We start from the raw sequence: 15,478 nt of genomic DNA, 5'->3' as shown, positions 1-15,478 counted from the left end.
CGGGCTCCCCCGAGTACGGTCCTCGGGGGAGCCCGTCGGCGGTTTCACCCTAGGGTGCGGGCCACGGCACCTGCGGCGAGCGGTAGTAGGTGATGCCGAGGGCGTCCCAGCGGGGGGCCTGGGCGGCCAGCCGCACCTTGTAGGCGTCCCAGGAGTGGGTGGCGGCCGGCGACCAGCCCAGCTCCGCGGCTCCCGGCAGCCGCGGGAAGGCCATGTAGTCGATGTCGGCGTCCGTGGCGACGGTCTCGGTCCACAGCGGCGCCTCGACGCCCCGGACCGAGGAGGCGGGGACTCCGGGGAGGTAGGCGCCCGGGTCCCAGTCGTACGACCGCCTCACCTCCACCAGTCCGGCCCAGTCCTGGCCCAGCTTGGTGTCCTCGGTGTACTTCATGTCCAGGTACATCCGGTCGGCGGGCGAGAGGATCAGGCCGGTGCCGTGCTGGGCGGCCCTGACCACCTGGGCCTTCTCGGCCGCGCCGGTGTCGTCCAGCCCCCAGTACTGCGCCAGGGCTCCGCGCGCCGGACGGGCGCCGGTCAGCTGGTGCCAGCCGATCACGGTCTTGCCGTACTTCGCGACGACCGGCTGGACCCGGTCCATGAAGGTGACGTAGTCCTCGTGGCTGGTGGAGTGCGCCTCGTCGCCGCCGATGTGGAGGTAGCGGCCGGGGGTGAGGGCGGCCAGTTCGCGGATGACGTCGTCGGCGAAGTCGTACGTCACCCGCCTGCCGACGCACAGCGAGCTGAAGCCGACCTCCGTGCCGGTGTACAGCGGCGGTGCGGCGCCGTCGCAGTTGAGGCGGGCGTAGGAGGCGAGGGCCGCGTTGGTGTGGCCGGGCATGTCGATCTCGGGGACGACTTCGAGATAGCGGGAGGCCGCGTAACGGACGATCTCCCGGTACTGGGCCTTGGTGTAGAAGCCGCCCTTGCCGCCGCCGACCTGGGTCGAGCCGCCGTAGGCCGCCAGGCGCGGCCAGGAGTCGACCGCGATGCGCCAGCCCTGGTCGTCGCTGAGGTGCAGATGCAGCTCGTTGATCTTGTAGAGGGCCAGCTGGTCGATGTAGCGCTTGACCTGGGCCACGGTGAAGAAGTGCCGGGAGACGTCGAGCATCGCGCCCCGGTAGGCGTAGCGGGGGCGGTCGGTGATGGTGCCGCCGGCCACCAGCCAGGGACCGGGCCGCACGGTGTCCTTCTCGACGGCCGCCGGGAGCAGCTGGCGCAGCGTCTGGACGCCGTGGAAGAGGCCGGCGGGCGCGGCCGCGGTGATGGTGACGCCGTCGCGGCCGCTGTGGAGACGGTAGCCCTCGGCCCCGAACGGGCCGGGGGACAGGACGAGCCGGATGCCCGCCGGGCCACGGCTGGTCACGGGCAGCCGGTAGCCGGTCGACGGGCGCAGGAGGTGCGCGAGGTACTCGGCGACCCGGCGGCCCGCGCCTGAGCCGTCGGCGCGGATGACGGTGGAGCGGGTGATCCGGTACGGCGCCGCGCCGGGCGTGACCGAGGCGGGCGCCGGGACGACCCGGCCGAGCGGGGTCGGCGCGGGCGGCGCCGCCGCCGGGGTGGCGCCGACCGTCACGGAGCCGGCCGCCGCGACCAGCAGCAGGGTTCCGAGGACGCGGGCCGTACGGGGAGTCGTTCTGTGGTGCGATCGCACATGCGCTCCCTTCAGCGGGGGTCGAGACCGACCAGGATTGGTCAAGCCCAATCTCCCGCACTCGCGGTGGAACAATCCACGCATGGCGGAAATCATCCAGACGGGCGGCGTCTGGGCCTTCGACCAGGACGCTCTGCGGCTGACTCCCGGGCGGGACGGGAACGCCAGTGTGCTGCGCCGGACGCTGGGTGAACTCGTCGTCCCGCTGGGCGCGTTGGCGGGGATCTCGTTCGAGCGGGGCCGTAGGCGGGGGCGGCTGAGGCTGCGGCTGCGGGACGGCGCCGATCCGCTGCTGCACGCCACCGGGGGCCGCCTCGCCGAACCCCACGACCCCTATCGGCTGACCGTCGAGTCGGAGCGCCACGGGGTCGCCGAGTACTTCACGGACGAGGTGCGCGAGGCGCTGCTGCTGGCGCGGGTGCCGAGCACGCCGGTGCGCGAGTACCTGCTGCCGGGTCCGCCGCTGCCGCTCTCGGTCTCCGCGGGGGACGGCACGGCGTCGTTCGACGGGGCGCGGGTGCGCCTGGAGTGGAACTGGAAGACGGAGGCCGCCAAGGCCGCCGCGGGGCCGCGCACCCTCGCCCTGGCGGACATCCTCGGTGTGGAGTGGCGGCCGTCCGCCGGGCTGGAGCGAGGCTGCCTGCGGTTCCGGGTGGCCGGCGCGCCGGCCGGGGAGCGGGCCACGTACGACCCGAACGCGGTGGAGCTGTGGGGGTTCAGGCGGGATCCGCTGACGGCACTGCTCGCGGCGGCGGTACAGGCACGGCTGCCGCATCCGTCGGCGGCGGCCATGGCACCGGAGACCGCCCGGGAGCCGGAGACCGCCCGGGAGCCGGAGACCGCCCGGGAGCCGGAGACCGCCCGGGAGCCGGAGACCGCCCGGAGGCCGGAGACGGCCCCAGACCCCGAGACGGCCCCGGAGCCGAAGGCGTCCCAGAGGCGGGAGAGGGCCCGGAGGCCCGAGACGGTCCGGAGGCCCGAGACGGTCCGGGAACCGAAGACGTCCCAGGGGCCGGAGACCGCCCGGAGGCCGGAAGCGGCCCCGGAACCGGAAGCCGTCCGGGAACCGGAAGCGGCCCCGGAACCGGAAGCGGCCGGGGCCGATCACGACGTGTTGCTGCGCCGGCTGCGTCGGCTGGGTGAGCTGCGCCGCGAGGGGGTGCTCACGGACGAGGAGTTCGCGACGGCCAAACAGGCGGTCCTCAGACGCATGTGAGGACCGCCTGCGGGTGCCTTGCGCCCTGCTTCGCGGGCGGGCGGCCTTGCCCGGCCCCGCGGCCCGGCCCTACTTGGCCTTGCGCGCCACCGTGAAGTGGTCGATGCGGTCACCGGTCTCGGCGATGCCCGACACCTTCAGCTTGGCGTACTGGCCGCGCGGTGCGGGCTCGACGTCCACACGCAGGAAGGAGTAGTTCAGGTAGCGGACCCGGGACCAGGTGACGGTCTCGTTGACCCTGCCGCCCTTGGTGTTGACGAAGGAGGCGACGGAGTCGACCTCGTTCAGGTGGCCCTCGTAGGAGTCCGGGGCGGAGAACGCGTAGAGGCTGCGGCCGGCCGCGCCCGCGGTGACGTAGACGACACCCTCGGTCTCGGGGTAGGCCGTCTCGCCGATCGGGAGCTTCTTGACGACGGTGTTGCCCTTGATGACGTCGGTGCGCTCGTACTGGTGGTTGTGGCCGTTGATCACCAGGTCCACCGTGTACTTCTCGAACAGCGGCACCCACTCCTGTCGCACGCCCCCCTCCGAGGCGTGCGCGGTGGAGGTGCAGTAGGCGCAGTGGTGGAAGAACACGACGATGAAGTCGATGTTCTTCGCGGCGCGGAACTTCTTCAGCTGCGCCTCGAACCACGTGGTCTGGGTGCCGCCCGAGATGCCGAGGTTGGCCGGGATCTCGAAGGAGACGTCGTTCGGGTCGAGCGAGATGACCGCCGTGTTGCCGTGGACGAAGGAGTAGACGCCCGGCAGGTTCTTCTTGTCCGGCCCGTTGTCGGGCAGGGTGAAGCGGGCCTCCTCGCCGCCGTAGCCGTTGGGCGAGTACCAGGCCTCCATGTCGTGGTTGCCGAACGACACCATCCACGGCACGGACTTGGCGACCGACTCGGTCTGGGCCAGGAACTGGTCCCAGGTGCGCGAGTCGAAGCCGGTGTCGGTGGACTTGCCCTGGCCGGCCGGGTCGCCGTAGGCGATGTCGCCGGCGTGCAGGTGGAAGCTGGGGTTCTGGCCGAGGATCAGGCTGTCGTTGGCCAGGGCGTGGTAGCTGACACCCTGGTCGCCGAAGGCCGTGAAGGTGAACGGCTCCTTGTGCGCGGGAGCGGTGGTGAAGGTGCCGATGGTGCCGGCGAACTGGGGCGACGCCGGGTCGAAGCCGTCGTGGCCGACGCCGTAGAAGTAGGTGCGGCCGGGCTTGAGGTGGGTCAGCTTGGCGTGCACGTAGTACTGGGTGTGGTTGCCGCTGGCGCCGATGCCGGCCGGGGTGTAGAGGGTGCGGATCTCGGCGTCGATCTTGACCGAGAGGTGCGAGGCGTGGGTGCCGATGCGGACGAAGGGCTTCTTCACCGCGACCGGGACCTGCCAGGAGATCGTCATCTCGGTGCTGGCGTCGTTGCCGTAGGCCAGGTGGCGGCCGAACGGGGCGACGAAGGCGCCGTTGACGTACTCGGTGGCGGGGGCGGAGGACTGGGTGGGGACGGCGGCCTGGGCGGTGCTGCCCAGGACGAACGAGCCGCCCGTGACGGCGCCCAGTGTGACGGCGCCGCCTCTGATCATGGAGCGCCGGGAGAACCGGGCGCGGAGGTACTCGTGCTGCTCGGCCATGCTCATGCGCTCGGCGAGCTCATCGGGTACGCCCATACGAGGAATGTCCATAGCGTCTGAAAATCGTCTCCCCAGGCAACGATGCGCGGGACTCCGGATGGACAGCGCCCGAACACCACCCCACAAGGGGATCAACAGGCTGCTGCCCGGAATCGGGCAGGATTCTTGCGAAACCGGCGCCGGTAACCGAGGATCTACCGGGTGCACGACGAACTTGTTGATCACCTGACGCGGTCCACGCCCCTCAGCCGGGGCGAGGCGCTGCGGGTGATCCAGGATGTGCTCGCCTACTTCGACGAGACGGCCGGGGACTACGTCCGGCGCCGCCACCGCGAGCTCCAGGCGGAAGGCCTGGTGAACGCGGAGATCTTCGAACGGATCGCGGCGGATCTGAAGTACAGGGCGGTCGCTCCGCCGGAGCTCACCCTCCGGCAGTTGCGTCGCATGGTCTACGGATGACTACGGCCTAGGGATACGGAACACCCATACATGTGCGGAATTGTCGGATACATCGGTAGGCGCGACGTCGCCCCCCTCCTTCTCGAAGGCCTCCAGCGGCTGGAGTACCGCGGTTACGACTCGGCGGGCATCGTCGTCTCGGCGCCGAAGACGGCCGGCCTCAAGATGGTGAAGGCCAAGGGGCGGGTCCGGGACCTGGAGGCCAAGGTGCCGGCGCGCTTCAAGGGCACCACCGGCATCGCCCACACCCGCTGGGCCACCCACGGCGCCCCCTCCGACGTGAACGCCCACCCGCACATGTCGGCCGACCAGAAGGTCGCCGTCGTCCACAACGGCATCATCGACAACGCCGCCGAGCTGCGCCGCAAGCTGGAGGCGGACGGCGTCGCGTTCCTCTCCGAGACCGACACCGAGGTCCTCACCCACCTCGTCGCCCGCTCCCAGGCCGACACCCTGGAGGAGAAGGTCCGCCAGGCGCTGCACCTAATCGAGGGCACCTACGGCATCGCCGTCATGCACGCCGACTTCCCCGAGCGGATCGTGGTCGCCCGCAACGGCTCCCCGGTCGTCCTCGGCATCGGCGACAAGGAGATGTTCGTCGCCTCCGACATCGCGGCCCTGGTCGCCCACACCCGCCAGATAGTGACCCTCGACGACGGCGAGATGGCCACCCTCAAGGCCGACGACTTTCGGACATACACCACCGAGGGCACCCGGACGACGGCCGAGCCGACCACCGTGGAGTGGGAGGCCGAGTCGTACGACATGGGCGGCCACGACACCTACATGCACAAGGAGATCTTCGAGCAGCCCGACGCGGTCGACCGCGTGCTGCGCGGCCGGATCGACGACCGCTTCTCCACCGTGCACCTCGGCGGCCTCAACCTGGACGCGCGGGACGCGCGTGCCGTGCGCCGGGTGAAGATCCTCGGCTGCGGCACGTCGTACCACGCGGGCATGATCGGCGCCCAGATGATCGAGGAGCTGGCCCGCATCCCCGCGGACGCCGAGCCCGCCTCCGAGTTCCGCTACCGCAACCCGGTGGTCGACCCCGACACCCTGTACATCGCCGTCTCCCAGTCCGGTGAGACGTACGACGTCCTCGCCGCCGTCCAGGAGCTGAAGCGCAAGGGCGCGCGGGTGCTGGGCGTGGTGAACGTGGTGGGCTCGGCGATCGCGCGGGAGGCGGACGGCGGCACGTACGTGCACGCCGGGCCCGAGGTCTGCGTGGTCTCGACGAAGTGCTTCACGAACACGACGGTCGCGTTCGCCCTCCTCGCCCTCCACCTCGGCCGCATCCGCGACCTCTCGGTCCGCGACGGCAAGCGGATCATCGAGGGGCTGCGCAGGCTGCCGGCCCAGATCTCGGAGATCCTCGCCCAGGAGGCGGACATCGAGAAGATGGCCGCGGAGTACGCCGAGGCCCGCTCGATGCTCTTCATCGGCCGCGTCCGGGGCTACCCGGTGGCCCGTGAGGCCTCCCTGAAGCTCAAGGAGGTCTCCTACATCCACGCCGAGGCGTACCCGGCCTCCGAGCTCAAGCACGGCCCGCTGGCGCTGATCGAGCCGGCTCTCCCCACGGTGGCGATCGTCCCCGACGACGACCTCCTGGAGAAGAACCGCGCGGCCCTGGAGGAGATCAAGGCCCGCCACGGCAAGATCCTCGCGGTGGCCCACCAGCACCAGGAGAAGGCGGACCGTACGATCATCGTCCCCAAGAACGAGGACGAACTGGACCCCATCCTGATGGGCATCCCCCTCCAGCTCCTCGCGTACCACACGGCGAAGGCGCTCGGCCGGGACATCGACAAGCCGAGGAATCTCGCCAAGTCGGTGACGGTGGAGTAGGACCGTTCGAGGCGTGCGGGTGCGTTGGGGGATGCATGCGCAGTTCCGCGGCCCCTGCTCTTTCAGGGGCGCGGGGAACTGCGCGACAAGCCCCCCACGCACCCGCACGGGCCGGACAGCCGAACGGACCCCCACGTGCGCAGAACGCCACGCGAGGGTCCGCTCATTGGATCGCCGGGGCCGCCCGACTCCCCGGCGTCGGCTGCCTTTTCAGCCGTGGGCCGTCACTCCCCGGCCGGCAGCCCGTCCCGGAAGCACCGTCGGCCAGTGCGCGAGCGCGGCCGTCGCGGCGTACCAGGCCACCGCCCCCGCCGCCACCGCGACCCAGCCGCCGGCCTTGGTCAGTGACGAACTGCCGGCGAACTGCGCGACGGCGAGCACCAGCATCGCCAGGAACAGCAGCCCGTGCATGCCCTGTCCGAGCTGGTCGCCGCCCGCGAGGGTCAACGACAGTGCCACGAGGGCGAAGAGGAGCAGGAAGAGCCCGGCGCCGTTGGCCGAGGACTGGCCGCCGGACGAGACGGCCCAGGTGAACCAGAGCGCGCCGAGGACCACATAGCCCGTGCCGGTCACGGCGTCCCGGTCACGGAAGGCCAGCAGGCCGACGAGGAAGAGGGCGACTCCGCCCACGTAGTGGGCGATTGACACGGCGTCAGAGGTGGTGACGTTGTCGATGACACCGGTGGTGCCGAGTCCGAACGCCAACAGGGTTATTCCCAGGGCGAGTCGACCGGCCACGGTGGTGGTTCCGCTTCCCGCGGAGACGTCATTGTCCACGGCGGGCTCCCTTCATGCCTTGTGCAGTTGTGCGCGGTGACCGATATATGCCCTTCACAAGGGCACAAACACCTCCACGCGCCAGGAATTTCAGGCACCGCACGAAGAGAGCCGGACCGTCCCCATGGCGCATCTCGCCTGGGAGAACGCGGAGTTACGGAATGACAACGACGGGCCGCTTGGCCCGCTTGGCGAGTCTGCCGGCCACGGAGCCGAAGATCCGGCCGACGATTCCGTGGGTCGACCCCACGACGATCGCGTCGGCCTCGTACTCCCGCCCCACCTCTTCGAGTTCGTGGCAGATGTCGCCGCCGCGCTCGACGAGGATCCAGGGCACCTCGGCCAGGTACTCCGCGCAGGCGAGTTCGAGCCCGAGCACCTCGGTGCGGTGGTCCGGCACGTCGACGAACACCGGCGGTTCACAGCCGGCCCACACGGTGGTCGGCAGCCGGTTGGCGACATGGACGATGATCAGCCCCGCGCGGGAGCGATGGGCCATCCCGATCGCATAGGCGAGGGCGCGCTCGCTGGAGGTGGAACCGTCGAAGCCGACGACCACCCCGTGCTTGAAGGCGGGATCGCAGGAAGGGCGTGACTCTTCCGCCGCCAGCGCATCGGCCGCCGTGGGGTCGGCGACCGGCCGCTTGCGGTCCGCTGGATCGAAGAATTCGTGACCGGCCATGGCTGTCTCGGCGTTGTGATCCTTGTGTGGGAGGGACGACAGTGTGCGGCGGAGCTGTGTCCGGGAAACATCTTCCCAACCCCATACCCCCAAGGGTACGGCGGCACGCCTCCTCAGCCCAGATCCCGCGCACTCTCCGTAGGGGACCTTCCCCGGAGTCGGTTAGGGGTTCCAGGGAGCATGCACGAGCCGCGCCCGTAACGCAATGGTTGCTGCCCCGTACAGGCGGTTTGCACAGGATTCGGACAGCACCGGAAGCCGCACGCACGGTGACCGACGGCTCGCACACGCGTTGATTCCGGTACGAGTGCGTCACGACGGAGCACGAGGGAGCACGAGGAGTACCACAAGCACCGCGACTAGCGCGAGCACCGAGAAGGAATACGACCATGCCCCGACCGCGCGCCACCGCCCCCACCGCCCCCGGCGCCCACCGGGCCCCGGGCCCGCCCCGGACGCCGGGCCCGCCCCGGACGCCAGGCCCGCGCCCGGCCCCCGGCACCGCCGACGAAGTGGTCCGCTGGGCCGCGTTCTCCTGCGCGCTCGTCCCCGTGGTGCTCCTCTGGTACGGCACCTCGCCGGCCGGCGCGGCCGGCACCGCCCTCGGCCTCGCCGCCGTCACCGCCGCCTGTCGCTTCCTGCTGCGCCGCTCGGAGCACGGTGCGAGGCACCCGGCGGCCGCCCGGAGAGGCGGACGTCACACCCGGAGCAGTACACCGGTCGACTGACCGGTTTCCGCGCACACGAACGCTGATTTTCAGCCAACTTCCCGGACCTGTGAAAGAGGGTTTCCGACCACCCCCCAACCCCCGTTCCACCTGCACGGAAAGGGTCTGCGGGACCCTCCGCACCCTATGCGGTTTGGCCACTGCCACGAGGCGCACTTCCCTGCACGGCCCGTGAGTGCAACCCTTCGTGATCGAATGCTTCACGCCAAGTTGTCATGTCGACAATCGGCGGCGTGTCGAACTGGTCACCGCGAGACCGCGGAAACCAGTAGATTCGATCTTGACGTCTTACGGCGGGGGACTCGTGCAGGACCAAGGGGAAACGTGCAGGAGCGACACAACCGAGGAGCCGCGACCACCGAGGGGGGCTTAGCAGGATGAGCCACGACTCCACTGCCGCGCCGGAAGCCGCGGTCCGGAAACTTTCCGGGCGACGCCGCAAGGAGATCGTCGCGGTGCTGCTGTTCAGCGGCGGCCCCATATTCGAGAGTTCCATCCCGCTGTCGGTGTTCGGGATAGACCGCCAGGACGCCGGCGTACCGCGCTACCGACTGCTGGTGTGCGGAGGCGAGGAAGGCCCGCTGCGGACCACAGGGGGCCTGGAACTCACCGCGCCGCATGGCCTGGAGGCGATCTCACGCGCCGGCACGGTCGTCGTACCGGCCTGGCGCTCGATCACCGCGCCGCCACCGGAAGAGGCACTGGACGCGCTGCGCCGCGCCCATGAAGAGGGTGCGCGCATCGTCGGACTGTGCACGGGCGCGTTCGTGCTGGCCGCCGCAGGCCTGCTGGACGGCCGCCCGGCCACCACCCACTGGATGTACGCGCCGACGCTGGCCAAGCGCTATCCGTCGGTGCACGTCGACCCACGGGAACTCTTCGTGGACGACGGCGACGTCCTCACCTCCGCCGGAACAGCGGCCGGAATAGACCTCTGTCTCCACATAGTGCGGACGGACCACGGCAACGAGGCGGCCGGCGCGCTCGCCCGCCGTCTGGTGGTCCCGCCGCGCCGCTCGGGCGGTCAGGAGCGCTACCTCGATCGGTCTTTACCAGAGGAGATCGGCGCCGACCCGCTCGCCGAGGTCGTCGCCTGGGCGCTGGAGCACCTCCACGAGCAGTTCGACGTGGAGACGCTGGCTGCCCGCGCGTACATGAGCCGCCGCACCTTCGACCGCCGCTTCCGTTCGCTGACGGGGTCGGCGCCGCTCCAGTGGCTGATCACGCAACGGGTCCTCCAGGCCCAGCGGCTCCTGGAGACGTCGGACTACTCGGTGGACGAGGTGGCGGGCCGCTGCGGCTTCCGCTCCCCCGTCGCCCTGCGCGGCCACTTCCGGCGCCAGCTGGGTTCGTCCCCGGCGGCGTACCGGGCGGCCTACCGGGCACGCCGCCCGCAGTCCGACCGCCCCGACACGCCGGAACCGGCCCCGCTGGCACAGACGGGTCCGCTCGCGGTCCCGTACCCCGAGGGCGTCCTACCGATGCAGACCCGCAGGACAGCCACGGTGGGCCTGTCACCGAGCCTCCCGGGCCCCCGTACCGGCAGCTGACCCACCACCGGCCCACCCGACCCGCTCGGGTGGGCCGCCCTCACCACCCCACCCGGCCCGATCCGCACCCAGGAACAACGGCGCCCGGCCCCCACTCGGCCCGCCCGGCCTCTGAAGACGAGGCCGCAGGCCGATGATGCGGGGCCGGGGGCGGCGCAGCCTCCACGGCGGCGGCCGAACGTCGGCGCTGCACCGGGGGCACCCAAACGCCGACGTCAGCTTTAGGGTGGTCGCATGAACGATCGCATGGTGTGGATCGACTGCGAGATGACCGGCCTCTCGCTGTCCGACGACGCGCTCATCGAGGTGGCCGCACTGGTCACCGACTCCGAGCTGAACGTGCTCGGCGAGGGCGTGGACATCGTCATCCGTCCGCCGGCCAAAGCCCTGGAGACGATGCCGGAGGTGGTGCGGCAGATGCACACCACGTCCGGCCTGCTCGACGAACTGGCCGGCGGCACGACGCTCGCCGAGGCGGAGGAGCAGGTCCTGGCCTACGTACGGGAGCACGTCAAGGAACCCGGCAAGGCCCCGCTGTGCGGAAACTCCGTCGGCACCGACCGCGGCTTCCTGGCCCGGGACATGGTGGCCCTGGAGGGATACCTCCACTACCGGATCGTCGACGTCTCCAGCGTCAAGGAGCTGGCCCGGCGCTGGTACCCGCGGGCGTACTTCAACAGCCCCGAGAAGAACGGCAACCACCGCGCCCTCGCCGACATCCGCGAGTCGATCGCCGAACTGCGCTACTACCGCGAGGCCATCTTCGTACCGCAGCCCGGCCCGGACTCGGACACCGCGCGGACGATCGCGGCCAAGCACGTCCTGCCTGCGGAATAGGCACCCGGGAGGCCCCGGAGACGGCTCCCGGAAAGCCGTGCGCGAGCACCCCTTCGGACCCTGTACACTTTTTCTCGGCCGGTCGGAGAAACCACAGAATCACCGCCGGTCGTGGTGGGTGTAGCTCAGCTGGTAGAGCACCTGGTTGTGGTCCAGGATGTCGCGGGTTCGAGTCCCGTCACTCACCCTTACAGGAAGGGCCCCTGCCCTGCGGAAACGTGGGTTAGGGGCTTTTCTGTCGTTTGGCCGCGGCCGAGCTACGGTCCATACGCCCGGGATTCGAGTCACCCGGGAAGGGACGATGGCCGTACATCCATATGGAATCTCACTTGAAGCATCCGTCCAGTCGCAGACTGTTTGGTTTCTGTGCATCGATCCGCCGGTGAGTGACGGGATCCTGGTCAGGGACGAAGGACGCGAGGAGGAGAGTGGTGCTGCGGATGCGGAGTAACCCGTCGCGGCACTGACGCCGAAGCCGGCCTGCAGTTGTTCCCGCGTCCGCACCCGTCCGTGCATAGTTGAGAGGTGTCAATCCCCGACGCCGCCAGTCTGCTACCGGGCCTCCTGGCAGCTACCCGGACCCGAAGATCAACTACGTCATCAAGACTACGACTCTGCTGGGTGCGCGCAGGATCGAGGTCAATGACACTCCGAACTGTGATGCCCCGCAGACCACGATGGTCTGCGGGGCATCACCAGCGCGGCGCCGGATCGCCTCAGCTGGTGTAACCGGCGACGTCCACGATCAGGTTGGTGGTGCTGTTGGTGTAGAAGTCCACCTTGCCGTCGGAGCCGACCGGCACCATCACCTGGTTGGCGATCGTCCTGCCCTTCACCCAGTTCAGGTTGGAGGAGGTCGGACGGCTGGTGCCGTCGGCCCAGACGATGAGGTGACCGGTTCCGGTGGTGCCGGTGACCGTGACGGTCAGGACGACGGCCTTGACGCCGGTCGTCGGAATGGCGTCACGACCGGAGATCTGCAGGGCCAGCGACTTGCCGGAGCCGAGCGCCGTCGTCTGCCTGGTGTCCAACAGCCGTGACGGGGTCACCGTCTTGAAGGTCGTGCCGGACGACGAGAAGTAACCGAAGACGTCGGCGAGCACGTGGCTGGTGCCGTGGACGAAGATGCTGACGTTGCCGTCACTGCCGATCGGCACGACGGCCATGTTGGCGAGCGTGGTCCCGGTGGCCGACCAGTTGAGGTTGGAAGCGGTCGGGCGGGCGGCGCCCTCGGGGTATGCCTCCAGGTAGCCGCTGCTGCCGGTCTGGGTCGCCGTCAGGTTGAGCACCACGGAGGTGGCGCTGCTGGGTACGCCTCCATGACCGCGGACCTTGAGGCTGATCACCGCGTTGGAGATCTTGCTGGTGGTGGAGATCCCGGTGGCGTTGCGGGTGTCCAGCAGGCGGTACGGGTTCAGCGCCGAGTACCGGGTCCCGGTGGTGCCGCTCGTGTAGTAGCCCTGGACGTCGACGATCAGCTGGGTGGTGGTGTTGGTCGAGATGTCCAGGACGCCGTCGCCGGCCAGCTTGACCGTCGCGGAGGCCGCGATGGTCTGGCCTGCGGAACTCCAGTTGAGGCTGCTGGTCGACGGCTTGGTGGTGCCGTCGGGCCATGCGGTGAGGTGCCCGCCGCCGGTGGTCCCGGTGACCGTGAAGTTGACGACCACGGCGGTGACACCGCTGTTGGGTATCGCCGCCGCGCCCTCGATCCTGACCGGGGCGGTGCCGCCGGCGACAAGAGCATGCTTCGTCGGGACGGAACTCAGGCCCCAGCCGGTGCCGTTGCGGGTGTCCAGCACCCGTTCGGGGCTGGCGAGCGGGTGGAAGGTGGAGGCTCCGGTGGCCGCCGTGCCCTTGGGGGCGCACACCGAGGTGATCAGGCCGGCTTCCTTGGGCGCCCCCAGGCCGGTGACCTCGTCATAGCCCGCGACCGCGGTGAAGCCGGTGGCGAACACGGAGTTGTTGCCGCTGGTGACGTCCCAGAAGCCGCTCGGATAGTCGCTCCGCCCCGCCCGGTAGACGGCGTCGTTGAGGAAACCGACCTGGCCGTTGGTCTGGCAGGCGCCGGAGGCGTTGGCCTGGACGATGGCGGCGGCCCAGGTAGGGGCCGCGCCACTGGTTCCGCCGATGATGCCGGGGAGGGGGCTGGCGGACTGGGTGTCGTCCAGGTAGTAGATCGGGTAGCCCGCGCCCGGGTCGGCCAGGGCGGCCACGTCCGGGACCGCCCGCATGGTCGTGGTGGCGACACCGCCCTGGTAGACGGTCGGCTTCCAGCGTGCGGAGACGCCGCCGCCGCTGCCGGCGCCGCCCGAATTCCACGCCGCCTGGGTCGCGGAGCTGCCCGAACCGTTCATGGTGGTGCCGCCGACGCCGGTGACGTAGGGCTGGCTCGCCGGGTCGTCGACGGCAGCGGAGGAGGAGCCGGTCGCGGGTTCGCAGTCGCTGGAACCGCTGTCGCCCGAGGCGGCGACGACGCTCTGGCCCTGGGCGGCGGCTTCTGCGAAGATCGTGTTCTCGGCGTTCGCGGTCGCGCTGCTCTCAAGCGCCTCGCACAGACCCCAGCTGGTGGAGATGACCTGCGCCTGGTCGTCGGTGACCATCTTCTGATAGACGTCGATCACGTTCTGGTCGGTGGCGGACGAGGCGTCCACGCCCTGGTAGTCGATGATGCTCGCGCCCGGCACCAGGCCGATCAGGTCCTCGATGTCGAGAGCCGACTCCACGCCGACCGTCGCGCCGTCCACCGTACTGCCGGCCGCGGCACCCGACCCGGCCGTCGTGTCGACGTACACGTGGGAGACCGAGGTGCTGGTGCCCAGGCAGGACTGGTATGAGGCGATGCTGGCGTTGTCGACGTTCTCCAGCTCGAACACGGCCACCGTCTGCCCCGCTCCGACGGCGGAGGAACTCGTCATCCCGTAATTGCCGGCCAGCTTCCCGGGACTGTAGTAGTCGGTGCCGTCGGTGAGACCCGAACCGGTGAAGTCGGCGCAGAGCCCCGGGCTGTACGTCCGGGGGGCCACCGTGCGGGGGCTGCTCCTTGCGAGAGAGGTTGGCTCGCTCACATGCCGGACGGCCGAGTGGTGGCTGGTGACGGTGCTGACGTTGCTCAGGCCGACGATCCCGGTCACCGACGCCGCGACGTCGGCGGGCAGTGCGGGGGCCGAGGTGTTGAGGTAGCGGGTCGTGCCGTCCTTCAGCCGGACGTTCCTGAACTTGGTGCCGAAGGCGTGGGACGCTCGTGCCACGGTGGCGGTCACGGGGATGGAAAGGCCGTCGGAGCTGACCTTGCCGGGGCTGAGGCCGGCCGCCTTCAGCGCCTGGGAGACGCCGGCGATGGTGGCCCGGGTGGGGCCGAAGGCCGAGGCGAACTGCCCCTTGGCCAAGTAATGGTGGTACAGGGGACTGCCCGGGGTGGACACCGCCGTGACGAAGTCGGTCAGCCTCTTCGGGTCACGCGGGGACAGGTGCACGCTGAGGTGCAGCGTGGTTCCCGGGGCGGTGGCGCCGACGGCACTCGCGCCGGCCGGCACCCGTGGAGCCGTGCCTATTCGGTTGGGCGCGTCCGGCCGCGTCGTGGCGTTGGCGCTGACCGCGGTGGCGGAGAGGGCGGCCGCAGTGATGAGAGTGAGGGTGACGGTGGACGCCACCACTCCCCTGGCCCTCGTGTCGATCTCGCCCGCCGAGCGTCTGCGACGTCCCGGCGCGGCCTGAATCTTCCTGGTCATGCATTCCCTTCACAACTGAGGCACCGTCAATACGGTCAGCGCCGGCGCCTTGAGCGGAATCCGGCGGGCTGGTTTCAACGCGGCACGCAGGGAACTAACCAACTTCGCCGGAATTTGGAGCATTTCTTATCAGAATCGATGGCTTATGTCCCCCAGCAGGGTTTCAACGTAACCGCAGGACTTCCGACATCACGTGGGTGTCGAGTCCGGTGATCCCTGAGGGGTCCGTGCCCTCTGTCGCCCCTTCCCCGGTCCCGCCCGCCCTCCGCCAACTCCGCGATCAGTCCGACGAGTAGCAGTTCGGCCAGCACCCCGGGCTTACTTGGTGAAGTACCCGGTCAGGTCCGCGATCAGGTTCACGTTCCCGGAGGCGTTGTAGAAGTCGACCTTCCCGTTGGTGACC

At 70.2% G+C, this 15,478-nt stretch carries 11 protein-coding genes and 1 tRNA gene; 7 read left to right on the top strand and 5 right to left on the bottom strand.

The window, feature by feature from the left end:
* Positions 1-49: 49 nt before the first annotated feature.
* The gene (locus LQ326_RS12035) at positions 50-1,651 is read right to left on the bottom strand and encodes a beta-N-acetylhexosaminidase (protein ID WP_308401904.1); all 1,602 of its coding nucleotides are present in this window, start codon (positions 1,649-1,651) and stop codon (positions 50-52) included.
* An 82-nt stretch (positions 1,652-1,733) separates the two neighbouring features.
* Here LQ326_RS12035 and LQ326_RS12030 point away from each other — a divergent pair, with 82 nt between their 5' ends.
* Positions 1,734-2,867 carry a DUF4429 domain-containing protein gene (locus LQ326_RS12030; protein ID WP_234535557.1) on the top strand — a complete coding sequence of 378 codons (1,134 nt, stop codon included), beginning with the start codon at positions 1,734-1,736 and terminating at the stop codon, positions 2,865-2,867.
* 69 nt (positions 2,868-2,936) lie between these two features.
* On the opposite strand, the gene LQ326_RS12025 is transcribed toward LQ326_RS12030, so the two are convergent.
* Positions 2,937-4,502, bottom strand: coding sequence for a purple acid phosphatase family protein (locus LQ326_RS12025; protein ID WP_234535554.1), 1,566 nt, complete (start codon positions 4,500-4,502; stop codon positions 2,937-2,939).
* 165 nt (positions 4,503-4,667) lie between these two features.
* On the opposite strand from LQ326_RS12025, the gene LQ326_RS12020 reads away from it, so the two are divergent.
* The gene (locus tag LQ326_RS12020; protein ID WP_089105178.1) at positions 4,668-4,925 is read left to right on the top strand and encodes a hypothetical protein; all 258 of its coding nucleotides are present in this window, start codon (positions 4,668-4,670) and stop codon (positions 4,923-4,925) included.
* 30 nt (positions 4,926-4,955) lie between these two features.
* A complete protein-coding gene (glmS, locus tag LQ326_RS12015) occupies positions 4,956-6,773 on the top strand; it encodes a glutamine--fructose-6-phosphate transaminase (isomerizing) (RefSeq protein ID WP_234535552.1) in 1,818 nt (605 codons plus the stop codon).
* A 210-nt stretch (positions 6,774-6,983) separates the two neighbouring features.
* Here the strand turns inward: glmS and LQ326_RS12010 are convergent, their stop codons facing one another.
* Both LQ326_RS12010 and LQ326_RS12005 read right to left on the bottom strand, forming a co-directional pair.
* Entirely contained in the window at positions 6,984-7,550 is a 567-nt protein-coding gene (locus tag LQ326_RS12010) for a GPR1/FUN34/YaaH family transporter (RefSeq protein WP_234535550.1), read from the bottom strand.
* Positions 7,551-7,704: 154 nt separating this feature from the next.
* Positions 7,705-8,232 carry a universal stress protein gene (locus tag LQ326_RS12005; protein ID WP_089105170.1) on the bottom strand — a complete coding sequence of 176 codons (528 nt, stop codon included), beginning with the start codon at positions 8,230-8,232 and terminating at the stop codon, positions 7,705-7,707.
* A gap of 389 nt (positions 8,233-8,621) precedes the next feature.
* Here LQ326_RS12005 and LQ326_RS12000 point away from each other — a divergent pair, with 389 nt between their 5' ends.
* The 4 genes from LQ326_RS12000 (at position 8,622) to LQ326_RS11985 (ending at position 11,534) form a co-directional block, all read left to right on the top strand.
* Complete coding sequence (locus LQ326_RS12000; protein ID WP_234535548.1) at positions 8,622-8,960, top strand: hypothetical protein; 339 nt, start codon at positions 8,622-8,624, stop codon at positions 8,958-8,960.
* A 377-nt stretch (positions 8,961-9,337) separates the two neighbouring features.
* Complete coding sequence (locus tag LQ326_RS11995; RefSeq protein WP_234535546.1) at positions 9,338-10,510, top strand: helix-turn-helix domain-containing protein; 1,173 nt, start codon at positions 9,338-9,340, stop codon at positions 10,508-10,510.
* 234 nt (positions 10,511-10,744) lie between these two features.
* Entirely contained in the window at positions 10,745-11,347 is a 603-nt protein-coding gene (orn, locus tag LQ326_RS11990; RefSeq protein ID WP_234535545.1) for an oligoribonuclease, read from the top strand.
* Positions 11,348-11,461: 114 nt separating this feature from the next.
* Positions 11,462-11,534 (top strand) — tRNA-His (locus tag LQ326_RS11985).
* A 529-nt stretch (positions 11,535-12,063) separates the two neighbouring features.
* Here the strand turns inward: LQ326_RS11985 and LQ326_RS11980 are convergent.
* Positions 12,064-15,075, bottom strand: a complete 3,012-nt coding sequence (locus LQ326_RS11980; RefSeq protein WP_234535543.1) for a S53 family peptidase — start codon at positions 15,073-15,075, stop codon at positions 12,064-12,066.
* Positions 15,076-15,478 lie beyond the last annotated feature (403 nt).

Source organism: Streptomyces shenzhenensis, from assembly GCF_021462265.1.
Taxonomy (GTDB): Bacteria; Actinomycetota; Actinomycetes; order Streptomycetales; family Streptomycetaceae; genus Streptomyces; species Streptomyces shenzhenensis.
This window is presented reverse-complemented; position numbering and strand designations above follow the sequence as displayed.